This window comes from Paraburkholderia sp. EG304 (assembly GCF_046543485.1).
Taxonomy (GTDB): domain Bacteria; phylum Pseudomonadota; class Gammaproteobacteria; order Burkholderiales; family Burkholderiaceae; genus Paraburkholderia; species Paraburkholderia youngii.
Map to the genome: position 1 here is coordinate 77,905 of NZ_JBKGUA010000016.1, position 26,859 is coordinate 104,763.

Sequence of the window (26,859 nt, forward strand, 5' to 3'; positions counted from 1 at the left end):
GATCTGGTTACCCATGTCGGGCGATCCCGTTAACAGCCGGCCCTTTGCGAGGCCGTGACTGCGGCGGGTCTGCGGTACCTGGCCGGGCATCGCGCCATCGCGATGAACGCGAGTCCGGACGGGCGCCCGATTCTGGCGTGACGCCCTTAAGCGAAAATTAATTTTTCGGGGCCGGCGTCCGCCGTGATTCCGCCGCCACGCATGCGGCCACGAGTGCCGCGCGCCGCGTTTTTTCGGCACCGGTCACGGCATTGTGCCAGACCGCCGGGCCGCTTCGCATCGACATCTCGGTAGACGGTGCCAGATCAAAATCGCGGCAGCGACGGCGGACCGCTGGTTTGCGGGCGCCGCGCCTTTTATGGTCTAATGACCTGCGACGAAACAGGGGTGCTTCGCCCACAGGCGGCATGATTTTCATGCCGGGGCGGCGAGGCTGAGAGAGACCCTTTGCACCCGATCCGGGTAATACCGGCGCGGGAAGTTTCCGGAAGCAACCGTCTTCCATTCCCCGCCGGGCGGCGAGCGCAGCTCACCTGCACACGCCGTGACCGGCCGGCTTCACCCGCCGGTTTCGTCCTGGGTACGTGCGTTTTTGGCCGTACGGAAAGGACTCGATGACCGCCTATTCTTCAGACATGCATCTTTCTCTTGGTCACGCCGCTTCCGGCGTGCCGTGCCGCTTTGGTTTTGCCCGCCGCAATCAAACGGAGAGCGCGCGATGAACCGTTCCGCTCGACCTGATTTCGCGGTGCTCGGCGGCGGTTTGTGCGGCCGGCTGGTCGCGTGGCGCCTCGCGGGCGACGGCCATCGCATAGCGCTCTATGAGCGCGGCAATGCCGCCGGGTCGCAGGCTGCCGCGTGGGTCGCCGCGGCGATGCTCGCGCCGCTGGCAGAAGCCGCCAGCGCCGAGCTGCTGATCACGCGGCTCGGCGTGAGTTCGCTCGAAAGCTGGCCGCGCGTGCTCGCCGAACTGCCGGAGCCGGTGTTTTTCCAGCGCAACGGCACGCTCGTCGTCTGGCATCACGCGGATCGCACGGAGGCGCCGCTGTTCGAGCGCCGCGTGCGCGCGAACGCGCCGGCCGAGTTGCTCGATGGCGGCTTCGTCGCGCTTTCGGGCGCGCAGCTCGGCGCCGCCGAACCCGCGTTGGCCGGCCGCTTCAATCAGGGCTGGCTGCTGCCGCGCGAGGGGCAACTCGACAATCGCCAGGTGCTGTCCGCGCTCGCCGCGGGGCTTGCCGAGCGCGGCGTCGACACGCACTGGAACACGCCGATCGACGACGCGTCGCTGCCTGACGCCGGCATCACGATCGATTGCCGCGGGCTCGGCGCGAAGCCCGTGCTGCCGACGCTGCGCGGCATCCGCGGTGAAGTTGCGCGCGTGCATGCACCGCACCTGCAGCTGACTCGCCCGGTGCGGCTGCTGCATCCGCGCTACCCGCTGTATATCGCGCCGAAGCAGAACGGCCTCTACGTGATCGGCGCGACCGAGGTGGAGGGCGAGGACATGTCGCCCGTCAGCGTGCGTTCGGCGCTCGAATTGCTGAGTGCGGCGTTCTCGGTACATCCGGGCTTCGGCGAGGCGCGCATCCTCGAGCTGAATTCGCAGTGCCGGCCGACCTTGCCCGATCACCGTCCCGCGCTGCTGTGGGACGGCGCGCGCACGCTGCGCGTGAACGGCCTGTATCGGCACGGCTTTATGATCGCGCCGGAAGTCGCCGACGAAGCTGTACGTTTCGCGAGCGCGCTGCTCGACGGCCGCGTAGGGGACGCCGACGCATTCGCCGGCTGGCGGCGCGACGCACGCTGGAGCGAGCTGTTCCAACAGCATTTCGCGCGCGAGCCGGCCTGAGCGTGGCGGCCAACGTGCCGCGCGCGATGCCGCTTGCGCCATCGATTGAACCGTATTCGAACACCATGGACATTCATATCAATCAGAAGCCGTTGTCGTTGCCCGAAGGCTCGACCGTCGCCGATGCGCTCACCGCGTTTGGCGCGCGTCCGCCGTTCGCGGTCGCGCTCAACGGTGATTTCGTCGCGCGTGCGCAGCATGCGGCGCGCGCGTTGCAAACGGGCGACCGGCTCGACGTCGTGCAGCCGGTCGCGGGCGGCTGAGCGCGCTCGCGCCAGCCTGCCGCTTACCGAACGCAACAACCGTCGCCGAAAACCCATTGCCGTCACGCGGTCGGTTCTAGCCGCGACGGCAAACCAGGATGATGCAAATGACTTCTCACCAGAGCGCCGACGCGCTGACGCTATACGGTCAAACTTTCGTAAGCCGCGTGCTGCTCGGCACGTCGCGCTACCCGTCGCTGCAATCGCTGTCCGATTCGATCGACGCCGCGCGCCCCGGCATGGTGACCGTCGCGCTGCGCCGTCAGATGAACGAGGGCAACGCGGAAGCCGGCTTCTTCGAGCTGCTCAAGCGCCACGGCGTGCCGTTGCTGCCCAATACGGCGGGCTGCCTGACCGTCGGTGAAGCGGTGACCACTGCGCATATGGCGCGCGAAATCTTCGAGACCGAGTGGATCAAGCTCGAACTGATCGGCGACGACTACACGCTGCAGCCCGACCCGGTCGGCCTGATCGAAGCCGCCGCGCGGCTCGTCAAGGATGGCTTCAAGGTGCTGCCGTACTGCACCGAAGATCTGGTGATCGGCCGCCGTCTGCTCGATGCTGGCTGCGAGGCGCTGATGCCGTGGGGCGCGCCGATCGGCACCGGCAAGGGCGTGATCAATCCGTACGGGCTGCGCGTGTTGCGCGAGCGGCTGCCAGACGTGCCGCTGATCGTCGATGCCGGGCTCGGCGTGCCGTCGCACGCGGCCCAGGTGATGGAGTGGGGTTTCGACGGCGTGCTGCTGAACACGGCGGTGTCGCAGGCGACGCATCCGGACGCAATGGCGCGCGCGTTCGCGCTGGGTGTCGAGGCGGGCCGGCAGGCGTATCTCGCGGGCCCGATGGCCGAGCGCGAGAGTGCGCACGCGAGCACGCCGGTGGTCGGCATGCCGTTCTGGCATCAGGATGGAGGTGCGGCATGACGCAGTCATTGACGCTGAAAGACCGCGATCTGTTCTGGCCGACGGCCGACGAACTCATCGAAGCCGCCGAGCGCATCCGCGCGCGGCTCGGCGACTGGCCGCCGACCCACGCGCCGTGGCGCATCTGCCTGACCGCGCCGGACGAACCGAACGGTGGCGACCTGATCGTGATCGCCGACGCGCAGCAGCACGGCGAGCAGATCGCGCGCTGGCTGACGCGGGGCGCGGGCGTGATCGTCGCCGCGGAAAACCGCGCGACGCTGCATCTGGGCGGTGAGAAGTACGGCCTCGAAGGTCATCTGGCGGAAGACTGGATTCCCGCGCTGGCCGCGTTCCTCGACTGCGGTTTCGATCCGCACGACGCACTGGTGCTCGCGCTCGCGTGGCGCGACGGCGACGAGACCCGCGCCGACGACGCTTTCCCGTCCGACCCCGGCCGCTTTCCGCGCCTGACCGGCCTGCCGCCGGCACCCGCCAGGGCGTTCCCGCGCTGCCCGGACAAGCTCGGTCTGTATCCGGTGCTGCCGACCGCGGACTGGGTCGAACGGGTAGTCGGCTACGGCGTGAAGACGGTGCAGTTGCGCCGCAAGTCGGCCGAACCCGCCGACGAACTGAAGCGCGAGATCGCCCGCTGTGTGGCCGCCGGCCGCGCGCACAACGCGCAGGTGTTCATCAACGACCACTGGCAGGCCGCGCTCGAGGCGGGCGCGTACGGCGTTCACCTTGGTCAGGAAGACGTGCATACCGCGAATCTGTCCGCGCTGGCCGACGCGGGCATTCGCCTGGGCCTGTCCACGCACGGCTTCTACGAGATGCTGAAGGCGCTGCATTTTCGTCCGAGCTACATTGCATTGGGCGCCGTATTCCCGACCACGACCAAGGTCATGCCGACCGCGCCGCAGGGCTTGCGGCGCCTCGCGCGCTATGTGCGGCTGCTCGACGGCGTGGTGCCGCTCGTCGCGATCGGCGGGATCGATCTGCAGGTGCTGCCGGAGGTGCTCGCGACTGGCGTCGGCTGCGCGGCGGTGGTGCGCGCGGTCACCGAAGCGGCCGACCCGGCCGCCGCTGTTTCGGCGCTGCAACACACGTTTACGCAATAATCGTCAGGCATAGTCAAGGAACGGGGCACCTCAAGGCAGCTTTTGCATGATGGCCCTATAATTCGGCCTTCCGTGTAAAAGGACTGTCAGTTTGGTGCCTTCCTCCCCCGAGACCATACTCGAGCTGCGCGACGTCGACTTCGGTTACGGCGACCGGCTCGTCCTGTCGAATCTGAATCTGCGCTTTCGTCGCGGTCAGGTCGTCGCGGTCATGGGCGGCTCGGGTTGCGGCAAAACCACTGTGCTGCGGCTGATCGGCGGCCTCGTGCGCGCGCAACGCGGCCAGGTGCTGTTCCATGGCCAGGACATCGGCGGGCAGACGCGCGAAGGCCTTTACGCGCTGCGCCGCAAGATGGGCATGCTGTTCCAGTTCGGCGCGCTGTTCACCGACATGTCGGTGTTCGAAAACGTCGCCTTCTCGCTGCGCGAACACACCGATCTCCCCGAAGACCTGCTGCGCGACCTCGTGCTGATGAAGCTCAACGCGGTCGGCCTGCGCGGCGCTCGCGATTTGCTGCCGTCGGAGATTTCGGGCGGCATGGCGCGGCGCGTGGCGCTCGCGCGCGCGATCGCACTCGACCCCGAACTGATGATGTACGACGAGCCGTTCGCCGGCCTCGACCCGATCTCGCTCGGCATCACCGCGAACCTGATCCGCACGCTGAACCAGGCGCTTGGCGCGACGTCGATTCTCGTCACGCACGACGTGCCGGAATCGTTCGCGATCGCCGATTACGTGTATTTCCTGTCCAACGGCGGCGTGCTCGCCGAAGGCACGCCGGACGAGCTGCGCGCGTCGACCGACCCGACCGTGCGCCAGTTCATCGACGGCGCGCCGGACGGCCCGTTCCGATTCCACTATCCGGCGCAGACGCCGCTCGCGGCGGATTTCGGCATCGGCGGAGGCCAGTCATGATCAGTACGATCGGTCGCTCGGTCATCACCGGGCTCGGCACCGCCGGCTACGCGACGCGCTTCTTCCTGCGCCTCGTGCTCGAAATTTTCCCGCTGCTGCGCCGCCCGCGTCTTGTCACGAAGCAGATCCACTTCGTCGGTAATTATTCGCTCGTGATCATTGCGGTGTCCGGGCTGTTCGTCGGCTTCGTGCTCGGGCTGCAGGGCTATTACACGCTGAACCGTTATGGATCCGAGCAGGCGCTCGGGCTGCTGGTCGCGCTGTCGCTCGTGCGCGAGCTCGGGCCGGTCGTGACCGCGCTGCTGTTCGCCGGGCGCGCGGGCACGTCGCTGACCGCCGAAATCGGCCTGATGAAGGCGGGCGAGCAACTCACCGCGATGGAAATGATGGCCGTCGATCCGGTCAAAGTCGTGATCGCGCCGCGCCTGTGGGCGGGCATCATCTCGATGCCGATCCTCGCGGCGATCTTCAGTGCGGTCGGTGTGCTGGGCGGTTACGTGGTCGGCGTGCTGCTGATTGGCGTCGATGCCGGCGCGTTCTGGTCGCAGATGCAAAGTGGCGTCGACGTGTGGCGCGATGTCGGCGCCGGGGTCGTCAAGAGCGTGGTGTTCGGTCTGGCGGTGACCTTCGTCGCGCTGTTTCAGGGCTACGAGGCGAAGCCGACGCCGGAAGGCGTGTCGCGCGCGACGACCCGCACGGTCGTGTACGCGTCGCTCGCGGTGCTCGGGCTCGACTTCCTGTTGACCGCACTGATGTTCAGCTAAGGCCGCGCAGCGTGCCGGCTGCCGGTGGCGCACGATGCGCCGCGCACGGCGGGAAGTGGCGGCGGCGCGGTGGATTCACTTTGGGATGACGATGAAAAAGAATGTTCTCGACTTCTGGGTCGGCCTGTTCGTGGTGCTGGGTTTCGTGGCGTTGCTGTTTCTTGCGCTGAAGGCCGGCAATATGAGCTCGTTGTCGTTCCAGGCAACCTACCCGGTCAAGCTCAAGTTCGACAACATCGGCGGGCTGAAGCCGCGCGCGCCGGTAAAGAGCGCTGGCGTGACGGTCGGCCGGGTCGCGTCGATCGGCTTCGATAGCAACACCTACCAGGCGCTTGTCACGATCGATATCGACAAGCAATTCGAGTTTCCGAGAGACACTTCGGCGAAGATCCTGACCTCGGGTCTGCTCGGCGAGCAGTACATCGGGCTCGAGCCGGGCGGCGACTCGGAAATGCTGAAGGCGGGCGATACCATCACGATGACGCAATCGGCGATCGTGCTGGAAAACCTGATCGGCCAGTTCCTGTATAGCAAGGCCGCGGATTCCGGCGCAGCGAAGCCCGCTGCATCCGCCCCCACACCGGCGCCGGGAGCGCCGGCCTCCGGCGCTGCCGGCCAGTCAGGCCAATAAGGAGAACAACGATGCAGACGAAACTGCAGACCCCGCGCAGCGGCGCGCGCGTCCTACAGTTCGGCAAGGTCGCCATGGCGGCTGCGCTACTCGCCGGTTGCACGACCGTGCAGACGCCGACCAAGGGCGACCCGTTTGAAGGGCTGAACCGCACGATCTTCACCATCAACGACAAGGTCGACCAGTACGCGATCAAGCCGGTCGCGCAGGGCTATGTGTTTGTCACGCCGCAGCCGGTGCGCGACAGCGTGACGAACTTCTTCTCGAACATCGGCGACATCTATATCGCGGCGAACAATCTGCTGCAGTTGCGCATCGCGGACGGCGTGTCGGACATCATGCGGATCGTGATCAACACGTTGTTCGGCGTCGGCGGCCTGTTCGACGTCGCGACGCTCGCGAAGCTGCCCAAGCACGACAACGACCTCGGTCTGACGCTTGGCCACTACGGCGTGCCGGCGGGCCCTTACCTCGTGCTGCCGCTGTTCGGGCCGAGCACGGTGCGCGACGCATTCGGCTCGCTCGGCAACTACTACGTGAATCCGATCAGCTACATCGATCCGCCGGGCCTGAGCTGGGCCTTGTGGGGCTTGAACATCGTCAATACGCGCGCGAACTTGCTCGGCGCGAGCAACCTGCTGGAAGGCGCGGCGCTCGACAAATACTCGTTCGTGCGCAATGCGTATCTGCAGCGCCGCCAGTATCTGCTCTCGGATAACCGCCGGCGTCCGCAGGACCTGCCGAGCTATGAAGAGGAAGCGCCGCTGCCGAAGTACGACGAAGGCGAGACGGGCGCGGCCGCGGGGGCGGCAGGTGCGCCGGCCGGCGCTGCAACCGGTGCGGCGGGCGCTGCCGCGGGCACGCAGGGTGCTCCGGCAAAGGCGGCTCCCGCATCCGGCGCGGCCGTGGCAACACCGCAGGGCGCATCGGCACCGCAGGGCGCGTCGGCGCCGCAGGGCGCGTCGGCGCCGGAGGCTGCGTCGGGCACCGAAACCCCACCGCTAGACCTGAAAGGCGGCCCTGAAACGCAGATTCCGGCCGGTCAGCTGGTGCCGCCCACGCGCTTCAACTTCCCGTCGTTCAGATTGCATTGAACGTGCAGCCGTAACAGATCGATACGACTCTCGCAGTTTGCGCATGGATTGCCGTCGAACTCGCGTGATAAGGTCCGTTCAAACTGTTGCACTATTTTTGAGGCAAAGCTCGATATGAAAAAATTCTTCCTGATTCCGTTGTTTGCCGTGTTGTTTTCATTCATCAGCGCGGGCGCATCGGCGCAAACCGTCGACACCAACTCCCCCGAGGTGCTGATCAAAACCGTCACCCAACAGGTGATGGACGCGATTCGCGGCGACAAGTCGATCCAGCAGGGCGACATCACCCACATCACGGCGCTCGTCAACGAAAAGATCTTGCCGTACACGGACTTCCGCCGCACCACCCAGCTCGCGATGGGCCGCAACTGGCGCACCGCGACGCCCGAGCAGCAAAACCAGGTGGTCGAGCAGTTCAAGATGCTGCTGATCCGCACGTACTCGGGCGCGCTCGCGCAGGTGCGCGACCAGCAGATCCAGTTCAAGCCGTTCCGCATGAACCCGGACGACACCGACACCGTGGTGCGCTCGGTCGTGATGAACAATGGCCAACCGATCGAACTCGACTACCGTCTGTACAAGACGGCGCAAGGCTGGCGCGTGTATGACCTCAACGTGCTCGGCGCGTGGCTGATCCAGGCGTATCAGCAGCAGTTCAACGAGCAGATCCAGCAGAAGGGCGTGGACGGACTGATCCAGTTCCTCACGCAGCGCAATCAGCAACTCGCCGCGGGCAAGCAGTCGTGAGCGACGTGCTGAACCAGGTCGCGAACCGCTTCGACAGCGGCGCGACGCTGACCCACGAGAGCGCGAAGGCCGCGCTCGCGGCGGGTCTGCAACGCATTGCGGCGGGCGCGCGCGGCGTCGATTGCGCGCCGCTCAAGCAATTCGATTCGTCGGCGCTCGCCGTCCTGCTCGCGTGGGTGCGGGCCGCGGCGGCGCGTGGCGGCAAGTTCGAAATCGTCAATCTGCCGGCTGGTCTCGCCAGTCTCGCGCAGGCCTACGGCGTCGATACGCTTCTCTCTCCTGTCGCCTCCAGCATGGTTGCGTCAGCGCGACATTGACGCTCCTCTAGCGTCGTCTCCCCCCTTCCGGCCAGGCCGGGGGTCTCAGTTTTTGCCCTATAATCAAACGTTTTTTTGGGGCGTTGAACTGGCCCCCTAATCGGCCCCGGTTCCGTTTCTTCCAGCATTTGCACGTCCCCAAGCTCCATCGGGGCTACTTCAGGCGCCGCGACGCGCGCGGCCCATAGTCATGTCAGCCATAGAAATTCGTAACGTCAAGAAGCGCTACAAGGACTTGCAGGCGCTCAAGGGCGTCAGCCTCACGGTCGAAGAAGGCGAGTTCTTCGGACTGCTCGGTCCGAACGGCGCGGGCAAGACGACGCTCATCAGCATACTCGCGGGTCTCGCCCGCGCCGACGAAGGCAGCATCGCGGTGCGCGGTCACGACGTCGTCGACGATTTCCGCAATGCGCGCCGCGCGCTCGGCGTGGTGCCGCAGGAACTCGTGTTCGATCCGTTCTTCACGGTGCGCGAAACCTTGCGCATCCAGTCGGGCTACTACGGTCTGCGCAACAACGACGCATGGATCGACGAGATCATGGCCAATCTCGATCTCACCGAAAAAGCCGATGCGAACATGCGCGCGCTGTCGGGCGGCATGAAGCGCCGCGTGCTGGTCGCGCAGGCGCTCGTGCACCGTCCGCCGGTGATCGTGCTCGACGAGCCGACCGCGGGCGTCGACGTCGAGCTGCGCCAGACGCTGTGGAAATTCATCTCGCGCCTGAATCGTGAAGGCCACACGATCGTGCTGACCACGCACTACCTGGAAGAAGCCGAATCGCTGTGCGACCGCATCGCGATGCTGCGCCGTGGTGAGGTCGTTGCGCTCGATCGCACCAGCACGCTGCTGCAGCGCTTCGCCGGCATGCAGCTGTTCGTGCGCTTCGCGCACGGCGTGCTGCCCGCCGATCTGCGTCCACTCGAGGCGGAAAGCGGCGCGGGCAACGGCAATGGCCGCCAGCACCTGCTGCGCCTGACGAGCTACGACGACGTCGAGCGTATCCTCGCGCAATGCCGCGCGGCCGGTTGTACATTCGAAGAAATCGAGGTCCGCAAAGCCGACCTCGAAGACGTATTCGTTCAGGTGATGAACGGTCCAGAAGTGATCGAGGGGCTCGCATGAGCGGCTACAGTGGATTTAGCACGCTGTTTTACAAAGAACTGCTGCGTTTCTGGAAGGTATCGTTCCAGACCGTTCTCGCGCCGGTCATCACCGCGCTCCTTTATCTGACCATCTTCGGCCACGCGCTGCGCGGCCACGTCGAGGTCTATCCGGGCGTCGAATACACGAGCTTCCTGATTCCTGGTCTCGTGATGATGAGCGTGCTGCAGAACGCGTTCGCGAATAGTTCTTCGTCGCTGATTCAATCGAAGATCACCGGCAACCTCGTGTTCGTGCTGCTGCCGCCGCTGTCGCACTATGAGATGTTCGCGGCCTACGTGCTCGCAGCCGTGGCACGCGGGCTGTGCGTCGGCTTCGGCGTGTTCATCGTGACGATCTGGTTCGTGCCGCTCGCTTTCACCTCGCCGCTCTACATCATCGTGTTCGCGATGTTCGGCGCGGCGATCCTCGGCACGCTGGGTCTGATTGCCGGCATTTGGGCCGAGAAGTTCGACCAGCTCGCCGCGTTCCAGAACTTTCTGATTATGCCGCTCACGTTCCTGTCGGGCGTGTTCTACTCGACGCATACGCTGCCGCCCGGGTGGCGCGAAGTATCGCGGCTCAATCCGTTTTTCTACATGATCGACGGCTTTCGCTATGGCTTTTTCGGCGTGTCGGATATCGACCCGCTGGTGAGCCTCGCGATCGTCGCCGGTTTCTTTGTGGTGCTGGCTGTCGTGGCGATGCGCATGCTCGCCACCGGATACAAGCTGCGCCACTGACGAGGAGCTTCTCTCATGTTGCCGACTCCCGAACAGGTCAAACAGTACATTGCAGCTGGACTCGCGTGCGAGCATCTCGAAGTCGAAGGCGACGGTCAGCATTTCTTTGCGACGATCGTCTCGCCGAGCTTCGAAGGCAAGCGCCTGATCCAGCGTCACCAACTCGTGTATGCGGCGCTCGGCGAGCGCATGCGCGAAGAAATCCACGCGCTCAGCATGAAGACGCTGACGCCCGCCGAATGGCAGAACGCGTAATCTGGAAATTTAGTGCGAGTTACTCACGAAGGGCGCGACGCAGCTAGCGGCGCGCCGAACACAGACAAAGCAGGTCCGGGCGCGAACCGGGCCGATCAGGAACCGACAGGCATGGATAAACTCATCATTGAAGGTGGCTACCCGCTCTCCGGTGAAGTTGTCGTCTCGGGTGCGAAGAACGCGGCATTGCCAATCCTGTGCGCGGGTCTGTTGACCGCCGATCCGGTGCATCTGGAGAACGTGCCCGATCTGCAGGACGTGCGCACGATGCTCAAGCTGCTCGGCCAGATGGGCGTGCGTATCGAGGCAGGCGAAGGGCGCGTCGCGCTCGACGCGTCGAAGGTCGACAACCTCGTCGCGCCGTACGAGATGGTGAAGACGATGCGCGCGTCGATCCTCGTGCTCGGTCCGCTCGTCGCGCGCTTCGGTCATGCGCGCGTGTCGCTGCCCGGCGGCTGCGCGATCGGCGCGCGTCCGGTCGACCAGCACATCAAGGGTCTGCAGGCGATGGGCGCCGAGATCACGATCGAGCACGGCTTCATCGAAGCGCGCGCGAAGCGTCTGAAGGGCGCGCGCATCGTCACCGACATGATCACCGTGACCGGTACCGAGAACCTGCTGATGGCGGCGGTGCTCGCGGAAGGCGAAACGATCATCGAGAACGCCGCGCGCGAACCCGAAGTGGTCGACCTCGCGCACCTGCTCGTCGCGATGGGCGCGAAGATCGAAGGCATCGGTACGGATCGCCTCGTGATCCAGGGCGTCGACAAGCTGCACGGTGCGAAGCACACGGTGATTCCGGACCGCATCGAAGCGGGCACCTTCCTGTGCGCGGTCGCGGCGGCAGGCGGCGACGTCACGCTGCGCAAGATGCGTCCGCTGCTGCTCGAAGCCGTCACCGAAAAGCTGCGCGAAGCGGGCGTGACGGTCGAGGAAGGCGACGACTGGATGCGCGTGCGCATGGACAAGCGCCCGAGCGCGGTCACGTTCCGCACCTCCGAATACCCGGCGTTCCCGACCGACATGCAGGCGCAATTCATGGCGCTCAACACGATCGCCGACGGTACCTCGCAGGTCGTCGAGACGATCTTCGAAAATCGCTTCATGCACGTGCAGGAGCTGAACCGCCTCGGCGCGAGCATCACGATCGACGGCAACACCGCGCTCGTCACCGGCGTCGAGAAACTGTCCGGCGCGAAGGTGATGGCCACCGATCTGCGCGCATCCGCGAGTCTCGTGATCGCCGCGCTGCGCGCCGAGGGTGAAACGCTGATCGACCGCATCTATCACCTCGATCGCGGCTACGACCGCATGGAAGCGAAGCTCAACGCGATCGGTGCGAAGGTGCGCCGCGTTTCCGGGAGTCAGGCATGAGTTCGATGCCGCAAACGTCGTCGTCGCCGGCGGTGAGCGCGCCGCTCACGCTCGCGTTGTCGAAAGGGCGTATCTTCGAGGAAACGCTGCCGCTGCTCGCGGCGGCCGGCATCGAAGTCGCCGAAGATCCGGAGAGTTCGCGCAAGCTGATCCTGCCGACCACAGACCCGAACTTGCGCGTGATCATCGTGCGCGCGACCGACGTGCCGACCTATGTCGAGTACGGCGCGGCCGACTTCGGTGTGGCCGGCAAGGACGTGCTGCTCGAGCATGGCGGCAGCGGTCTGTATCAGCCGGTCGACCTGGACATTGCGCGTTGCCGGATGTCGGTCGCGGTCGCGGCGGGTTTCGATTATGCGAACGCAGTGCGCCAGGGCGCGCGTCTGCGGGTTGCGACCAAGTATGTTGAAACCGCGCGTGAGCATTTTGCCGCCAAGGGCGTGCACGTCGATCTGATCAAACTGTACGGTTCGATGGAACTCGCGCCGCTGGTCGGCCTCGCCGACGCGATCGTCGACCTGGTCAGCTCGGGCAATACGCTGCGCGCGAACAATCTGGTCGAGGTGGAGGAGATCATGCAGATTTCGTCGCGCCTCGTGGTGAACCAGGCAGCGCTGAAGCTGAAACGCGCCGCTTTGCGGCCGATTCTCGACGCGTTTGCCAATGCGTCGTCGAAAACCGGCGCCCCGGCGGCCTGACTGAACGATGGCACTCTGATCACGCTGCGACTCAGCGCCTTACCGAAACGGATACCTGTATGTCTATCAAGATTCGCAAGCTCGATTCCACCGCTCCCGACTTTCACAAGTCGCTGCATGCGGTGCTCGCGTTCGAGGCGAGCGAAGACGAAGCCATCGAGCGCGCGGTCGCGCAGATTCTGAACGACGTGAAGGCGCGAGGCGACGAGGCAGTGCTCGAGTACACGAACCGCTTCGACCGCATCGATGTGAAAAGCGTGGCCGAGCTCGAACTGCCGATGGCGGAGCTCGAAGCGGCGCTCGAAAGTCTCGAGCCGAAGCAGCGTGCGTCGCTGGAAGCGGCGGCGGCGCGCGTGCGCGGCTATCACGAGAAGCAGAAGATCGAGTGCGGCAGCCATAGCTGGCAGTACACCGAAGCTGACGGCACCGTGCTCGGTCAGAAGGTCACGCCGCTCGATCGCGCGGGCATCTATGTGCCGGGTGGCAAGGCGGCGTACCCGTCGTCGGTGCTGATGAACGCGATTCCGGCGCGAGTGGCCGGCGTGCGCGAAATCGTGATGGTCGTGCCGACGCCGGACGGTGTGAAGAATCCGCTCGTGCTCGCGGCGGCATTGCTCGGCGGTGTCGATCGCGTGTTCACGATCGGCGGCGCGCAGGCGGTGGGCGCGCTCGCGTACGGCACGCAAACCGTTCCCGCGGTCGACAAGATCTGCGGCCCCGGCAACGCGTATGTCGCGTCGGCGAAGCGTCGTGTGTTCGGCACGGTCGGCATCGACATGATCGCGGGGCCGTCGGAAATCCTCGTGCTGTGCGACGGCACGACCGATCCGCGCTGGGTCGCGATGGACCTGTTCTCGCAGGCCGAGCACGACGAACTCGCGCAGTCGATCCTGCTGTGCCCGGACGACGCGTTCATCGCGCGTGTGCAGGAAGCGATCGACGAACTGCTGCCCACGATGCCGCGCCACGAGGTGATCCGCACGTCGCTCGAAAACCGCGGCGCGCTGATCAAGGTGCGCGACATGGCCGAGGCCTGCGCGATCGCCAACGACATCGCGCCGGAGCACCTCGAAATTTCGGCGCTGGAGCCGCATCAGTGGGCGCAGCAAATCCGCCACGCGGGTGCGATCTTCCTTGGCCGCTACACGAGCGAGAGCCTCGGCGACTACTGCGCGGGCCCGAACCATGTGCTGCCGACGTCGCGTACCGCACGGTTCTCGTCGCCGCTCGGCGTTTATGATTTCTTCAAGCGTTCGAGCCTGATCGAAGTCAGCGCGGAAGGCGCGCAGACGCTCGGCGAGATCGCCGCCGAACTCGCATATGGCGAAGGTCTGCAAGCGCACGCGCGCAGCGCCGAATTCCGGATGCGGCTGAACAACAACGAACGCGGCTGAGGCGGAAGCGGCGAGGGCGGAGACTGCCGCGCGAGCGATGCATCGAGCCCACCCGCCCCGTTCAATAACGACCACAGAGACTAACCCGAACGCCCTGCACCGACGCCGAGCCGGCGGTCTTCGCACGGCCCGGCCCCGAAGCTATGACGACACCTCAAGACATCATCCGCAGCGACGTGCTCGCAATGACGAGCTATCCGGTTCCGGACGCAACCGGCTTCATCAAGCTCGACGCGATGGAGAACCCGTTTACGCTGCCGTCGGAACTTGCCGCGCATCTCGGCGAGCGTCTGGCGGCCGTCGCGTTGAACCGTTATCCGGCGCCGCGTCCCGAGCAGTTGATCGAGCGCATCCGTCAAGTGATGGGCGTGCCGGCGGGTTGCGACGTGCTGCTCGGCAATGGCTCCGATGAAATCATCAGCATCATGTCGGTCGCGTGCGCGAAGCCGGGCGCGAAGGTGCTCGCACCGGTGCCGGGCTTCGTCATGTATCAGATGTCGGCGAAGCTGGCGCATCTCGAATTCGTCGGCGTGCCGCTGAAAGCCGACTTCACGCTCGATACCGACGCGATGCTCGCGGCGATCGCCGAGCACGCACCGGCGCTTATCTATCTCGCGTATCCGAACAACCCGACCGGCACGCTGTTCGATGAGGCCGGAATTGAGCGCATCATCGCCGCGGCGGGCAAGAGTCTCGTCGTGATCGACGAGGCGTATCAGCCGTTCGCGCAGAAGAGCTGGCTGCCGCGCGCCGACCAGTTCGACAACGTCGTCGTGATGCGCACGGTGTCGAAGCTGGGCCTCGCCGGGATCCGGCTCGGTTACCTGGTCGGCAAGCCCGCGTGGCTGACCGAATTCGACAAGGTGCGCCCGCCGTACAACACCAACGTGCTGACGCAGGCCACCGCCGATTTCCTGCTCGACCACATCGGCGTGCTCGACGCGCAGGCCGCGCAATTGCGCGACGAACGCGAGAAGCTCGCGCAGGCGGTGGCCGCGCTGCCGGGCGCCGAAGTATTCGATAGCGCGGGCAACTTCCTGCTCGTGCGGGTGCCCGATGCGTCGGTATTGTTCGAAACCCTGCTAACGGCACGTATTCTGATCAAAAACGTGAGTAAAATGCACCCATTGCTGGACAACTGTGTGCGTTTGACCGTCGGTTCGCCGAACGAGAACGCCCAGTTGCTCGCCGGCCTGAAACTCGTGTTGCGGTAATCCGCTCCATTGAGCGGCGGCACTGAGCCGCCGCATTGAACGGCTGCATTGAGCGGCCCGCCATTCGTCCACCCCACATTACTAGCGCTTTTAAGCCAGATTCGAGGAATTGCCATGCGCCTTGCGGAAGTCGTTCGCAACACCAGCGAAACGCAGATCCGTGTGAAGATCAACCTGGACGGCACCGGCCAGCAGAAGCTGGCCACCGGTGTGCCGTTCCTGGACCACATGCTCGACCAGATCGCCCGCCACGGGCTGTTCGACCTCGAGATCGAAGCGCATGGCGACCTGCATATCGACGACCACCACACGGTCGAAGACACCGGTATCACGCTCGGCCAGGCCGTCGCGAAGGCGATCGGCGATCGCAAGGGCATCCGCCGCTACGGTCATTCCTACGTTCCGCTCGACGAAGCGCTGTCGCGCGTCGTGATCGATTTTTCCGGCCGTCCGGGCCTCGAATTCCACGTGCCGTTCACGCGCGCGCGCATCGGCACGTTCGACGTTGACCTGTCGATCGAATTCTTCCGCGGCTTCGTGAACCATGCCGGCGTGACGCTGCATGTCGACAATCTGCGCGGCATCAACGCTCACCACCAGCTCGAAACGGTGTTCAAGGCGTTCGGGCGCGCGCTGCGCATGGCCGTCGAGCTCGACGAGCGCGCGGCCGGACAGATTCCGTCGACCAAGGGCAGTCTCTGACGCAACGGCCGTAGCAGGCTTTAACACAGGGTTTCACCGCCCCCAACGTCTCCAGGCCACTCACCTTCACGCGACTCATCGGGCAGGATCGCATTTGCCGGCACGTCGTTCGACGCCGCGCGGCGGCATCGATGGATCGAGGGCAGAGCGGCCAAACTTGAAATGAAAACTTCGATAGCGATTGTGGATTACGGAATGGGCAACCTGCGCTCGGTTGCCCAGGCACTGCGCCAAGCGGCGCCGGAAGCGGACGTGGCGATCGTCGATCGTCCGGAAGCGATCCGTGCGGCCGACCGCGTGGTGCTGCCCGGCCAGGGCGCGATGCCCGACTGCATGCGCAGTCTCGGCGCGTCCGGTCTGCAGGAAGCGGTCGTCGAGGCGTCGCGCAGCAAGCCGCTGATGGGCGTGTGCGTCGGCGAGCAGATGCTGTTCGACTGGAGCGCCGAGGGCGACACGCCGGGGCTGGGTCTGTTGCCCGGCAAGGTGGTGCGCTTCGAGCTCGAAGGCCGCCTGCAGGACGACGGCTCGCGCTTCAAGGTCCCGCAGATGGGCTGGAACCGCGTGCGTCAGGCGCACCCGCATCCGCTGTGGGACGGTGTCGCCGACAACGCATTCTTCTACTTCGTGCACAGCTACTACGTGGTGCCGGACAACCCGGCGCACACGTCGGGCGAGACGGTCTACGGCGCGCCCTTTACCTCGGCTGTCGCGCGGGATAACATTTTCGCCACCCAGTTTCACCCCGAAAAGAGCGCCGAAGCGGGTTTGCGCGTGTATCGCAACTTCGTGCACTGGAACCCGTGAACGCCTTTCTTTATCCCGTTGCCGCGCGTGCGTCGCGCGGTGCCGCGGTCCCGCATCCGACCGGCGCCCCACTGGAGCGCCGAAAGAGTTGTACTAAACTAGCGAGACGGTATTGCGGCGGGCTGATCCGCCAGCCGCTGCCGCCGACCTTCAATCCACTCCCAGATAACACCCGATTGCTATGCTGCTGATTCCCGCCATCGACCTGAAAGATGGTCAGTGTGTACGCCTCAAACAGGGCGATATGGACCAGGCGACGATTTTCTCCGAGGAACCGGCGGCAATGGCCCGACATTGGGTCGACCGCGGCGCGCGTCGTCTGCATCTCGTCGATCTGAATGGCGCGTTCGCCGGCAAGCCGAAGAACGGCGATGCAATCCGGGCGATCATCGATGAAGTGGGCGGTGAAATTCCGGTTCAGCTCGGTGGTGGCATCCGCGACCTGAACACGATCGAGCGCTATCTGGACGACGGTTTGTCGTACGTAATCATCGGCACCGCGGCGGTGAAGAACCCCGGCTTCCTGCAGGACGCGTGCACCGCGTTCGGCGGCCACATCATCGTCGGTCTCGACGCGAAAGACGGCAAGGTCGCCACCGACGGCTGGAGCAAGCTGACCGGTCACGAAGTGGCCGACCTCGCGCGCAAGTTCGAGGACTACGGCTGCGAGTCGATCATCTACACCGACATCGGCCGTGACGGCATGCTGCAAGGCATCAACATCGAAGCGACGGTGCGCCTTGCGCGCGCGGTCAAGATTCCGGTGATCGCGAGCGGTGGTCTGTCGAACCTCGCGGACATCGAATCGCTGTGCGAAGTCGAAGGCGAGGGCATCGAAGGCGTGATCTGCGGCCGCGCGATCTATTCGGGCGACCTCGACTTCGCGGCCGCGCAGACGCTCGCGGACAAGCTGCGCGAAGCGGACGACGCTTAAGCGCGGCGTCGGCCGCGTTTGCCGGGAAGCTTGCGCCGTGTGCGGCGTGGCACTCACCTTCGGCTTGCGGCACTCGCTCGACCGACGGTTTGCCGGGTAGCGCGCTTCACTCGATCACGCAACCGGGACCTCGCCGGCCCGCGGCCAGCACTCCACTCGCGGCGCGACGCAACCGCTCGCGCCGGCACCGTGCCGCTCGCCCGCAAGCGAGCGGCCTCATCAGCGGTATTGGCAGAATTGCACGATCATGGCTCTAGCTAAACGCATCATCCCCTGTCTCGACGTCACCGCGGGCCGCGTGGTCAAGGGCGTCAACTTCGTCGAACTGCGCGACGCCGGCGACCCGGTCGAAATCGCGCGCCGTTACGACGACCAGGGCGCCGACGAACTGACGTTCCTCGACATCACCGCGACCTCGGATCAGCGCGACCTGATCCTGCCGATCATCGAGGCGGTCGCCTCGCAGGTGTTCATTCCGCTGACGGTCGGCGGCGGCGTGCGCGCGGTCGAAGACGTGCGGCGCCTTCTGAACGCGGGCGCGGACAAGATCAGCATGAACTCGTCGGCGGTCGCGAATCCGCAGCTCGTGAAGGACGCGACCGACAAATACGGCTCGCAGTGCATCGTCGTCGCGATCGACGCGAAGCGCGTGTCCGCCGACGGCGAAACGCCGCGCTGGGAAGTGTTCACGCACGGCGGGCGCAAGGCCACTGGTCTCGACGCGGTCGAATGGGCGCGGAAGATGGCCGAACTCGGCGCCGGCGAAATCCTGCTGACCAGCATGGATCGCGACGGCACCAAGAGCGGCTTCGACCTTGCGCTGACGCGCGCGGTGTCGGACGCGGTGCCGGTATCGGTGATCGCCTCGGGCGGCGTCGGCAATCTGCAGCATCTCGCCGACGGCATCAAAAGCGGTCACGCGGATGCGGTGCTGGCCGCGAGCATCTTCCACTACGGCGAACACACGGTCGGCGAGGCCAAGCGCTTCATGGCCGACCAGGGCATTTCGGTGAGGTTGTGACGTGACGAATCCTTCGGCAGTGAACTGGCTCGATAAGGTCAAGTGGGACGCGAACGGCCTCGTGCCGGTGATCGCGCAGGAAGCGTCGACCAACGACGTGCTGATGTTCGCGTGGATGAACCGCGAGGCCCTCGCGAAGACCGTCGAGACCGGCCGCGCTGTGTATTTCTCGCGTTCGCGCCAGCGCCTGTGGTTCAAGGGCGAGGAGTCGGGCCACGTGCAGCATGTGCACGAAGTGCGGCTCGATTGCGACGAAGACGTCGTACTGCTGAAAGTCGAGCAGGTGTCGGGCATCGCATGCCACACCGGCCGCCACTCGTGCTTTTTCCAGAAATTCGAAGGCTCGGTGGACGACGGCGACTGGCAGGCCGTCGATCCCGTGCTGAAAGACCCCGAACACATCTACAAATGACGCAATCCATGCAAAACCCGTCGCCCGCCGAGGCTTCCACGCTCGACACGCTGCTGCGCCTCGCGGCGGTGATCGATGGCCGCAAGGGCGGCGATCCAGACACCTCGTACGTCTCGCGCCTGTTCCACAAGGGCGACGACGCGATTCTGAAGAAGATCGGCGAAGAAGCCACCGAAGTTGTGCTGGCCGCAAAGGACACGCGCCACGGCGGCGCGCCGAAGGCGCTGGTCGGCGAGGTCGCGGACCTGTGGTTCCACTGCCTCGTGATGTTGTCGCATTTCAATCTGAGCCCCGCCGACGTGATCGCCGAACTCGAGCGTCGCGAAGGCCTGTCGGGCATCGAGGAAAAGGCGCTGCGCAAGAGCCGCGAGCGTGAGGAAAACGGCGACTGAGCAGCCGGAGCGGAAATCTGGCGTTTCCGCTTGAACTCGCGCGCGCTGGCACCTATATAGCGGTAACCGCACCTTCGTGAGGACGCAAGCATGGAACAGCCGCAAGGAAGCTATCCGCCGCCGGTCTACCGCCACGCGATGGAGCCTGAGCGGGAGCGCAGCCTGCGCACGCTCACGCACGTGCTGTACGCGCTGTATGCGGTCCATTGGCTGACCGGCGGGCTCACCATCCTGATCGCGATCATCATCAACTACGTGAAACGGCCAGACGTGGCCGGCACGCCGTACGAAGCGCACTTCGAATGGCAGATTCGCACGTTCTGGATGGGCCTCGTCGGCTATGCGATCGGCGCGTTGCTATTGGTCGTCGTGATCGGCATTCCGGTGCTGTGGGCGGTCAGCATATGGATGTTGTACCGTATTATCAAAGGCTGGCTGTATCTGTACGATAACAAGCCATTCGCGAATCCGGCCGGCTGGGTCTGAACGCTAGCCGGTCCGAACGCGCGGACCGGCAGTCGGGTCGAACCTCGTCGCGTGCGGCTTCGCTCGCCTAAGTCATACCGGGAATACGATGAGTCACGATCCGAACTGTCTTTTCTGCAAGATTGCCGCTGGCGAAATCCCCTCGACCAGAGTCCACGAAGACGACGAGTTCGTCGCCTTCCGCGACATCCGTCCGGCGGCCGAAACGCATGTGCTGGTGATCCCTCGCAAGCACATTGCAACGCTGTCGAACTGCACGGAAAGCGACGCGCCTCTGCTTGGTAGAATGCTTGTCCTGGCCGCTCGACTGGCCGAGCAATTGGGGGTCGCGTATAGCGGCGGCGAAACGGGCTTTCGCACGGTAATCAATACCGGTCCGGGCGGTGGTCAGGAGGTGTATCACCTGCACGCGCACATTCTCGCGGGACCGCGCCCCTGGCATCGCATGGGCTGAGCGGGGGCGCATGGGTTGCACGCGCCGCGTAGCGAGAGCACACCGCTGCGAGTTTTGGTCGAGGACAATAGCGCCGCCGTTGTTTTTACCGCTGTGTAATACCGTCGACGTGATCGCCTGACCACAATGACGGCGATTCACACTGCGGCGCACTTTGCGAGCGCGGTGGCGCGACCTGCGGTAACGTAGAGATAGAGGCAGACGAAGCGCACGCGCTTCAGGTTAGGCAAATTTGCCGCATCGAGATGCGGCGTCGGGGTTAAGGAGAGTAGTCATGGGTTCGTTGAGTATTTGGCATTGGTTGATCGTTCTGTTGATCGTCGCGCTCGTGTTCGGCACGAAGAAGCTGCGCAACATCGGCAGCGATCTGGGCGGCGCTGTGAAGGGGTTCAAGGAAGGCATGAAGGAAGCCGAATCGCCGTCGGCCGACGCGCAACAGCAGCGCGAGCTGCCGCGCAACGGCGCGGTGGACGTCGAAGCGAAAGAAAAGACGCAGCAATCGGGCGATTACCGCTAAGCCGCGGCGTTTGCGCCGTTCCCGCGTTTCTGACGGACATTCCACTTCATGCTGGACCTCGGTCTAACCAAGATGGCGCTGATCGGCGTCGTCGCGCTGGTCGTCCTCGGGCCTGAGCGCCTGCCGCGTGTCGCCCGCACGGCTGGCGCGCTGTTCGGCCGCGCACAGCGGTACATCAACGACGTGAAGGCCGAAGTCACGCGCGAAATCGAGCTCGACGAATTGCGGCGCATGAAGACCGAGTTCGAGAAGGCCGCGAGCAACGTCGAAACGACAGTTCAGGATAATCTGCGCAAGCATGAAAATGAACTGAACGAGGCGTGGAAGAGTGGTACGTCGGTGTCGCCGAGCATCGCCGGCGGCGCGCTCGAAGACGCCGGCAGCGGCGTCAGCGGCAGCGCCGGTGCCGACTCGTGGCCCGTCAGTACGCCGGCCGCCGCGCCCAAACGCAAGACCTGGCGCGTCCAGCAGAGCGCCACCCCCACCTGGTACAAGCGAGCGAGCCTGCGCCGCACGCGCGTGCAGTCGGGCGCCGCGCGCGTTGCGCGGCACACACCTGCCAACCTGCGTCGTCCGACGCGGTTTTTCTGATGTTCAGATCGACAATCTCTAACCGAGGGCCGGTGTGAGCGACCCCCAGCAATCCCAGAACGAAGGCGCCGAAGAGACCTTCATTTCCCACCTCGTCGAACTGCGTGACCGCATCATCCGTGCGGGGCTCGCCGTCATCGTCGTGTTTATCGGGCTCGTGTACTGGGCACCGGACATCTTCAAATTGCTCGCGCGTCCGCTGATGATGAATCTGCCGAAGGACGGCAAGATGATCGTCACCGACGTCACCGGCTCGTTCTTCGTGCCGATGAAGGTGACGATGCTGGTCGCTTTCGTGATCGCGCTGCCGGTCGTGCTGTACCAGATCTGGGCGTTCGTCGCGCCGGGACTCTATCAGCACGAGAAGAAGCTGGTCGCACCGCTGGTGGCGAGCAGCTATACGCTGTTCCTGTGCGGCATGGCGTTCGCGTACTTCGTCGTGTTTCCGACCATCTTCCGCGTGATGGCGCACTACAACGCGCCGCTCGGCGCGGAAATGACAACCGATATCGACAATTACCTGAGCTTCGTGCTGACGATGTTCATCGCGTTCGGTGTCACCTTCGAGGTGCCGATCGTCGTCGTCCTGTTGGTGCGGATGAACGTGGTAACGCTGAAGAAGCTGAAGGAGATCCGGCCGTATGTGATCGTCGGCGCGTTCGTGGTGTCGGCCGTCGTAACGCCGCCCGACGTGTTTTCGCAGCTGATTCTCGCGGTTCCGCTGATTCTGCTGTACGAAGCCGGCATCGTCGCGGCGCGCTTGATCGTCGGCAAGCAGCCGGTGGTCGTCGAGGATGCGAGTCCGCCGCCGTCTAGTTGAGGTGCCGCGAGCCGGTGCCGGGCGGGCGTCAAATGAAAAGGGCAGTCCATCGGACTGCCCTTTTTCGTTGCGTTGAGTCGCGGCCTAGACCTCAACCGCCCTCGTCATCCGGCTGATCGCCGCCGTTTTCGTCTTCCGGCTGTTTCGGCGGCGGCGGGCGTTTGCCGATCATCACGTCGAGATCGATCTGATGGCCTTTGCGCACCAGATGGACTTTTGCCGCCGTGCCTGGCTTTATCTGCGCGATCACGTTCAACAGGCGCGTGGTATCGGTGATCACCTGGCCGTTCACGCTAGTCAGGATGTCGCCGGGCTTGATGCCCGCGCGGTCGGCCGGGCCGCTCTTCAGCACGCCCGCGACGATCGCGCCCGACTTCTGATCGAGCCCGAACGACTCCGCGATCTCCGGCGTCACGTCCTGCGGTTCGACGCCGATCCAGCCGCGCGTGACCGTACCGGTCGTGATGATGCTCTCGAGCACGCTGCGCGCGGTCGACACCGGAATCGCGAAGCCGATGCCGAGCGAGCCGCCCGAGCGCGAGTAGATCGCGGTGTTGATACCGAGCAGATTGCCGTTCACGTCGACGAGCGCACCGCCCGAGTTGCCGGGGTTGATCGGCGCGTCGGTCTGGATGAAGTTTTCGAACGTATTGATGCCGAGGTGGTTGCGGCCCAGCGCGCTGACGATGCCCATCGTCACGGTCTGCCCGACGCCGAACGGATTACCGATCGCCAGCACGACGTCGCCGACGCGGATCTGGTCCATCCGGCCGAGCGTGATGGTGGGCAGATTGCTCATGTTGACCTTGAGCACCGCCAGATCGGTTTCCGGGTCGATGCCGATGACCTTCGCGCTGGCGGTGCGGCCGTCGGCGAGCGCGACTTCGATCTGATCGGCGCCGTCGACGACGTGCTGGTTCGTTAGAATGTAACCTTCCGAACTCACTATCACGCCTGAGCCGAGGTTCGAGGCAGGCTGCTCCTGCTGCTTGCGATTGTTCCTGTCGCCGAAGAAGTAGCGGAACAGCGGATCTTTGGCGCGCGGGTCGGGCGGCAGCGAGCCATCCTTGCTGGAGAACACGTTGACGACCGCGGGCATCGCCTTTTGCGCCGCTTCGGCATAGGACGTTTCGGCATGCCCTTTGCTGATGCCCGGCGCCACTTCCCGCAGCGCCACGATCGGTTCGGCGAGTTGTCTGCCGAATTGTGCTTGACGCTGCAGCCACTGCGGTTTGAGGGTCGCAATGATGAACATCAGCGCCAACAGCACCGTCACCGCTTGGGCAAATAACAGCCAAAAGCGTCTAAGCATCTGAAGACAAGAGGTCTATATGGATCGGATTGAACTTGAATTGTACTTGAACACTCTCCTTGAAACCGCGCGCTTCAAGGACTATTGCCCGAACGGACTGCAGGTCGAAGGCCGCCGCCGGATCAACAAACTCGCGACTGGCGTGACCGCGTCGGTGGCCTTCCTCGAGGCCGCGCTCGACTGGGGCGCGGACGCCGTGCTGGTCCATCACGGCTACTTCTGGCGCAACGAGGCGCCGCAGATCACCGGCCGCAAGCATGCTCGACTGAAGCTGCTGCTCGCCAACGACCTGAACCTGTTCGCCTATCACCTGCCGCTCGACGATCACCCCGATTTCGGCAACAACGCGCAGATCGGCGAGAAGATGGGCTGGATCAGCGACGCACGTTTCGGCGACAACGATCTCGGCTGGCTCGCCACGTTGCCGATGCCGATTTCGCTGTCGCACCTGAGCGCGGAAATCGAGCAAACGCTGGGCCGCACGCCGCTCGTGTTCGGCGATCCCGATATGCAGCTGCGCCGCGTCGGCTGGTGCACGGGCGCCGCGCAAGGGATGTTCGACGCGGCGATCAACGCGGGCGTCGACGCCTACGTGACTGGCGAAGTATCGGAGTCGGTGATGCATACGGCGGCGGAAAGCGGCGTCGCGTTTCTCGCGGCCGGCCACCACGCGACAGAACGTTTCGGCGTGCAGGCGGTGGGCAAGCATCTGTCCGAATCGTTCGATATCGAACACCTGTTTATCGACATTCCGAATCCCGTTTGAATTGCGAATTGCATTAACGAAGAAAAAGGCGCGAATACCGTAGAAGGCGCTTAAAAGGAGGTGCAAAAAAGTTTGCGATCGGTACGGACAAACCCTGAGTTATCAAGGGCTTCGCACGGTTTTTGGCAATCGGCCCTTGTAAATGGCGACTCCATTCGAGCAAACTAGCGGCGGTAGAAGCGACGTGAAGGAAAAATCCAACTCAGAAGTGGGGCGTGTGATGCGAGACAAAGAAGAGGAACGCGTCGATGGCAGCCGCCGTAACTGGCTGGTAGCGACGACCGTAGCAGGCGGCATAGGAGGTGTTGCCGTTGTCGTACCCTTTGTTAGTTCGTTTGCACCATCCGAAAAGGCCAAGGCCGCAGGGGCCCCGGTCGAAGTCGATATCAGTGGTCTGAAGCCCGGCGACATGATGACGGTCGCCTGGCGTGGCAAGCCGGTGTGGATCATCAACCGCACCGACCGCATGCTCGCCGATGTTCAAAAAGCCGATAGCCAGGTAGCGGACCCCCACACGGAGAATCCCTTCTCGATGCCGCTGCCGGACTACTGCAACAACGAATTCCGTTCACGCGCCGAGAACAAGCATCTGCTGGTTGCCGTCGCCGTTTGCACGCATCTGGGCTGCACGCCGACGCCGCGCTTCCAGGAAGGCCCGCAGGCCAATCTGCCCGACGACTGGCCCGGCGGCTTTCTGTGCCCGTGCCACGGCTCGACCTACGACATGGCCGGCCGCGTCTTCAAGAACAAACCCGCCCCGCAGAACCTCGACATCCCACGCTTCATGTTCACGTCGGCGACGGCCCTTGTGATCGGGAAGGACGAAAAAGGAGAAGCGTAATGGCGAGCGAACACGAAGTAGAGACGACCGGGCTGGCTGGTTGGATCGACCAGCGCTTCCCGATGACTGCCACGTGGAAGAAGCACGTTTCCGAGTACTACGCGCCGAAGAACTTCAACTTCTGGTACTTCTTCGGTTCGCTTGCATTGCTGGTGCTGGTCAACCAGATCGTCACCGGCATCTGGCTGACGATGAACTACAAGCCCGATGCGACGCTTGCGTTCGCGTCGGTCGAGTACATCATGCGCGAGGTGCCGTGGGGTTGGCTGATCCGCTACATGCACTCGACGGGTGCGTCGATGTTCTTCGTCGTCGTGTATCTGCACATGTTTCGCGGGCTTTTGTATGGCTCCTACCGCAAGCCGCGCGAGCTGGTGTGGATTTTCGGCTGCCTGATCTTCCTGTGTCTGATGGCCGAGGCGTTCTTCGGCTACCTGCTGCCGTGGGGCCAGATGTCGTTCTGGGGCGCGCAGGTGATCGTGAATCTGTTCTCGGCGATTCCGTTCATCGGTCCTGATCTGTCGCTGTGGATTCGCGGCGACTACGTCGTCTCCGACGTCACGCTGAACCGCTTCTTCGCGTTCCACGTGATCGCGATTCCGCTGGTGCTGGTCGGCCTCTTGATCGCGCACCTCGTCGCGCTGCACGAAGTCGGCTCGAACAACCCGGATGGCATCGAGATCAAGGCGAAGAAGGGGCCGGATGGCGTGCCGCTCGACGGTATTCCGTTCCACCCGTACTACTCGGTGCACGACTTCATGGGTGTGGCGATCTTCCTGCTGATCTTCGCGGCGATCATCTTCTTCGGGCCGGAAATGGGCGGGTACTTCCTTGAAGCGAACAACTTCGTTCCCGCGAATCCGCTGCAGACGCCGCCGGAAATTGCGCCAGTCTGGTACTTCACCGCTTTTTATGCGATGCTGCGCGCCACCACCGATCCATTCAAGATCGTGCTGATGATCGTCATCGCGCTACTCGGGTTGCTCGCGCTGGTGCGCGCACGCGGCAAGTGGAAGATCGGGTTGCCGGTTCTCGCGGTGCTGGTGATCGTTGCGATGGTGTTCACCGAATCGAAGTTCTGGGGCGTCGTAGTGATGGGCAGCGCGGTGATTTCGCTCTTCTTCCTGCCGTGGCTGGACCGCTCGCCGGTCAGGTCGATTCGCTACCGGCCGTTCTTCCACAAGGTTTTCTTCGGGATCTTCGTGATCGCGTTCCTTACGCTCGGCTTCCTCGGCACGCGGCCGCCATCGCCCGCCGCGACGCTGATCGCGCAGATCTGCGCGCTGGTCTACTTCGCTTTTTTCCTCGGCATGCCCTTCTGGACGCGGCTTGGCAAGTTCAAGCAGCCACCGGAACGGGTGCGGTTCAAGCCTCACTAATCGCG

32 protein-coding genes and 1 riboswitch are annotated in these 26,859 nt (G+C 64.5%); of the genes, 31 read left to right on the forward strand and 1 reads right to left on the reverse strand.

Annotation, left to right across the window (positions count from 1 at the left end; translation table 11 throughout):
- Positions 1–373: 373 nt before the first annotated feature.
- Positions 374–497: riboswitch (TPP riboswitch) on the forward strand.
- A 221-nt stretch (positions 498–718) separates the two neighbouring features.
- The 28 genes from ACLFKU_RS20160 to tatC all read left to right on the forward strand — a co-directional run bounded on the left by ACLFKU_RS20160 (position 719) and on the right by tatC (position 22,556).
- The gene (locus ACLFKU_RS20160) at positions 719–1,849 is read left to right on the forward strand and encodes an FAD-dependent oxidoreductase (RefSeq protein WP_410850231.1); all 1,131 of its coding nucleotides are present in this window, start codon (positions 719–721) and stop codon (positions 1,847–1,849) included.
- A gap of 65 nt (positions 1,850–1,914) precedes the next feature.
- The gene (gene thiS / locus ACLFKU_RS20165) at positions 1,915–2,112 is read left to right on the forward strand and encodes a sulfur carrier protein ThiS (protein ID WP_368584358.1); all 198 of its coding nucleotides are present in this window, start codon (positions 1,915–1,917) and stop codon (positions 2,110–2,112) included.
- A 107-nt stretch (positions 2,113–2,219) separates the two neighbouring features.
- Positions 2,220–3,035, forward strand: coding sequence for a thiazole synthase (locus tag ACLFKU_RS20170; RefSeq protein ID WP_410850232.1), 816 nt, complete (start codon positions 2,220–2,222; stop codon positions 3,033–3,035).
- Positions 3,032–4,135 (forward strand): thiamine phosphate synthase, encoded by a 1,104-nt coding sequence (gene thiE, locus ACLFKU_RS20175; protein ID WP_410850233.1) that lies wholly within the window; start codon positions 3,032–3,034, stop codon positions 4,133–4,135. The genes ACLFKU_RS20170 and thiE overlap by 4 nt, the downstream gene beginning before the upstream one ends.
- Before the next feature lie 94 nt (positions 4,136–4,229).
- Complete coding sequence (locus ACLFKU_RS20180; protein ID WP_368584355.1) at positions 4,230–5,051, forward strand: ABC transporter ATP-binding protein; 822 nt, start codon at positions 4,230–4,232, stop codon at positions 5,049–5,051.
- Positions 5,048–5,815 (forward strand): lipid asymmetry maintenance ABC transporter permease subunit MlaE, encoded by a 768-nt coding sequence (gene mlaE / locus ACLFKU_RS20185; protein WP_013090708.1) that lies wholly within the window; start codon positions 5,048–5,050, stop codon positions 5,813–5,815. Before ACLFKU_RS20180 ends, mlaE begins: the two co-directional genes overlap by 4 nt.
- Before the next feature lie 91 nt (positions 5,816–5,906).
- Positions 5,907–6,446 carry an outer membrane lipid asymmetry maintenance protein MlaD gene (gene mlaD / locus ACLFKU_RS20190; protein WP_368584354.1) on the forward strand — a complete coding sequence of 180 codons (540 nt, stop codon included), beginning with the start codon at positions 5,907–5,909 and terminating at the stop codon, positions 6,444–6,446.
- 11 nt (positions 6,447–6,457) lie between these two features.
- Positions 6,458–7,540 (forward strand): VacJ family lipoprotein, encoded by a 1,083-nt coding sequence (locus ACLFKU_RS20195; protein ID WP_410850234.1) that lies wholly within the window; start codon positions 6,458–6,460, stop codon positions 7,538–7,540.
- Positions 7,541–7,654: 114 nt separating this feature from the next.
- Entirely contained in the window at positions 7,655–8,287 is a 633-nt protein-coding gene (locus tag ACLFKU_RS20200; protein WP_368584352.1) for a phospholipid-binding protein MlaC, read from the forward strand.
- A complete protein-coding gene (locus tag ACLFKU_RS20205; protein WP_368584351.1) occupies positions 8,284–8,604 on the forward strand; it encodes a lipid asymmetry maintenance protein MlaB in 321 nt (106 codons plus the stop codon). The genes ACLFKU_RS20200 and ACLFKU_RS20205 overlap by 4 nt, the downstream gene beginning before the upstream one ends.
- 190 nt (positions 8,605–8,794) lie before the next feature.
- Positions 8,795–9,727: an ABC transporter ATP-binding protein gene (locus ACLFKU_RS20210; RefSeq protein ID WP_013090703.1), complete on the forward strand. Its 933-nt coding sequence runs from the start codon at positions 8,795–8,797 to the stop codon at positions 9,725–9,727.
- The gene (locus ACLFKU_RS20215; RefSeq protein ID WP_368584350.1) at positions 9,724–10,488 is read left to right on the forward strand and encodes an ABC transporter permease; all 765 of its coding nucleotides are present in this window, start codon (positions 9,724–9,726) and stop codon (positions 10,486–10,488) included. The genes ACLFKU_RS20210 and ACLFKU_RS20215 overlap by 4 nt, the downstream gene beginning before the upstream one ends.
- Before the next feature lie 15 nt (positions 10,489–10,503).
- Entirely contained in the window at positions 10,504–10,743 is a 240-nt protein-coding gene (locus ACLFKU_RS20220; RefSeq protein WP_013090701.1) for a BolA family protein, read from the forward strand.
- Between the two features lie 111 nt (positions 10,744–10,854).
- Positions 10,855–12,117: a UDP-N-acetylglucosamine 1-carboxyvinyltransferase gene (gene murA / locus ACLFKU_RS20225; protein ID WP_176124278.1), complete on the forward strand. Its 1,263-nt coding sequence runs from the start codon at positions 10,855–10,857 to the stop codon at positions 12,115–12,117.
- On the forward strand, positions 12,114–12,815 hold the full coding sequence (gene hisG, locus ACLFKU_RS20230) for an ATP phosphoribosyltransferase (protein WP_176124279.1): 702 nt from the start codon (positions 12,114–12,116) through the stop codon (positions 12,813–12,815). Before murA ends, hisG begins: the two co-directional genes overlap by 4 nt.
- Before the next feature lie 59 nt (positions 12,816–12,874).
- Positions 12,875–14,209, forward strand: coding sequence for a histidinol dehydrogenase (gene hisD, locus ACLFKU_RS20235; RefSeq protein ID WP_410850235.1), 1,335 nt, complete (start codon positions 12,875–12,877; stop codon positions 14,207–14,209).
- Positions 14,210–14,352: 143 nt separating this feature from the next.
- Positions 14,353–15,423 (forward strand): histidinol-phosphate transaminase, encoded by a 1,071-nt coding sequence (hisC, locus tag ACLFKU_RS20240; RefSeq protein WP_410850236.1) that lies wholly within the window; start codon positions 14,353–14,355, stop codon positions 15,421–15,423.
- A gap of 114 nt (positions 15,424–15,537) precedes the next feature.
- Positions 15,538–16,125 carry an imidazoleglycerol-phosphate dehydratase HisB gene (gene hisB, locus ACLFKU_RS20245; RefSeq protein ID WP_176110143.1) on the forward strand — a complete coding sequence of 196 codons (588 nt, stop codon included), beginning with the start codon at positions 15,538–15,540 and terminating at the stop codon, positions 16,123–16,125.
- A gap of 162 nt (positions 16,126–16,287) precedes the next feature.
- Entirely contained in the window at positions 16,288–16,929 is a 642-nt protein-coding gene (gene hisH / locus ACLFKU_RS20250) for an imidazole glycerol phosphate synthase subunit HisH (protein WP_410850237.1), read from the forward strand.
- A 181-nt stretch (positions 16,930–17,110) separates the two neighbouring features.
- Complete coding sequence (gene hisA / locus ACLFKU_RS20255; RefSeq protein WP_169500003.1) at positions 17,111–17,863, forward strand: 1-(5-phosphoribosyl)-5-[(5-phosphoribosylamino)methylideneamino]imidazole-4-carboxamide isomerase; 753 nt, start codon at positions 17,111–17,113, stop codon at positions 17,861–17,863.
- Positions 17,864–18,110: 247 nt separating this feature from the next.
- Positions 18,111–18,884, forward strand: a complete 774-nt coding sequence (gene hisF, locus ACLFKU_RS20260) for an imidazole glycerol phosphate synthase subunit HisF (protein ID WP_062128440.1) — start codon at positions 18,111–18,113, stop codon at positions 18,882–18,884.
- A gap of 1 nt (position 18,885) precedes the next feature.
- Entirely contained in the window at positions 18,886–19,296 is a 411-nt protein-coding gene (gene hisI, locus ACLFKU_RS20265) for a phosphoribosyl-AMP cyclohydrolase (RefSeq protein ID WP_090802086.1), read from the forward strand.
- Positions 19,293–19,688 (forward strand): phosphoribosyl-ATP diphosphatase, encoded by a 396-nt coding sequence (locus ACLFKU_RS20270; RefSeq protein WP_368584346.1) that lies wholly within the window; start codon positions 19,293–19,295, stop codon positions 19,686–19,688. The genes hisI and ACLFKU_RS20270 overlap by 4 nt, the downstream gene beginning before the upstream one ends.
- Before the next feature lie 90 nt (positions 19,689–19,778).
- Positions 19,779–20,174 (forward strand): DUF4870 family protein, encoded by a 396-nt coding sequence (locus ACLFKU_RS20275; protein ID WP_013090690.1) that lies wholly within the window; start codon positions 19,779–19,781, stop codon positions 20,172–20,174.
- A gap of 88 nt (positions 20,175–20,262) precedes the next feature.
- Positions 20,263–20,628, forward strand: coding sequence for a histidine triad nucleotide-binding protein (locus ACLFKU_RS20280; RefSeq protein ID WP_013090689.1), 366 nt, complete (start codon positions 20,263–20,265; stop codon positions 20,626–20,628).
- Positions 20,629–20,902: 274 nt separating this feature from the next.
- On the forward strand, positions 20,903–21,145 hold the full coding sequence (tatA, locus tag ACLFKU_RS20285; RefSeq protein ID WP_013090688.1) for a Sec-independent protein translocase subunit TatA: 243 nt from the start codon (positions 20,903–20,905) through the stop codon (positions 21,143–21,145).
- Positions 21,146–21,193: 48 nt separating this feature from the next.
- Complete coding sequence (gene tatB / locus ACLFKU_RS20290; RefSeq protein WP_368584345.1) at positions 21,194–21,736, forward strand: Sec-independent protein translocase protein TatB; 543 nt, start codon at positions 21,194–21,196, stop codon at positions 21,734–21,736.
- A 34-nt stretch (positions 21,737–21,770) separates the two neighbouring features.
- A complete protein-coding gene (gene tatC, locus ACLFKU_RS20295; RefSeq protein ID WP_410850238.1) occupies positions 21,771–22,556 on the forward strand; it encodes a twin-arginine translocase subunit TatC in 786 nt (261 codons plus the stop codon).
- Between the two features lie 91 nt (positions 22,557–22,647).
- Here the strand turns inward: tatC and ACLFKU_RS20300 are convergent, their stop codons facing one another.
- Entirely contained in the window at positions 22,648–23,868 is a 1,221-nt protein-coding gene (locus ACLFKU_RS20300; RefSeq protein WP_368584343.1) for a Do family serine endopeptidase, read from the reverse strand.
- A gap of 19 nt (positions 23,869–23,887) precedes the next feature.
- On the opposite strand from ACLFKU_RS20300, the gene ACLFKU_RS20305 reads away from it, so the two are divergent.
- The 3 genes from ACLFKU_RS20305 to ACLFKU_RS20315 all read left to right on the forward strand — a co-directional run bounded on the left by ACLFKU_RS20305 (position 23,888) and on the right by ACLFKU_RS20315 (position 26,854).
- Positions 23,888–24,634: a Nif3-like dinuclear metal center hexameric protein gene (locus ACLFKU_RS20305; protein WP_410850239.1), complete on the forward strand. Its 747-nt coding sequence runs from the start codon at positions 23,888–23,890 to the stop codon at positions 24,632–24,634.
- A gap of 220 nt (positions 24,635–24,854) precedes the next feature.
- Positions 24,855–25,475: a ubiquinol-cytochrome c reductase iron-sulfur subunit gene (gene petA, locus ACLFKU_RS20310; protein WP_368584399.1), complete on the forward strand. Its 621-nt coding sequence runs from the start codon at positions 24,855–24,857 to the stop codon at positions 25,473–25,475.
- Positions 25,475–26,854 carry a cytochrome b gene (locus tag ACLFKU_RS20315; protein WP_410850240.1) on the forward strand — a complete coding sequence of 460 codons (1,380 nt, stop codon included), beginning with the start codon at positions 25,475–25,477 and terminating at the stop codon, positions 26,852–26,854. Before petA ends, ACLFKU_RS20315 begins: the two co-directional genes overlap by 1 nt.
- The last annotated feature ends 5 nt before the right edge of the window (positions 26,855–26,859 follow it).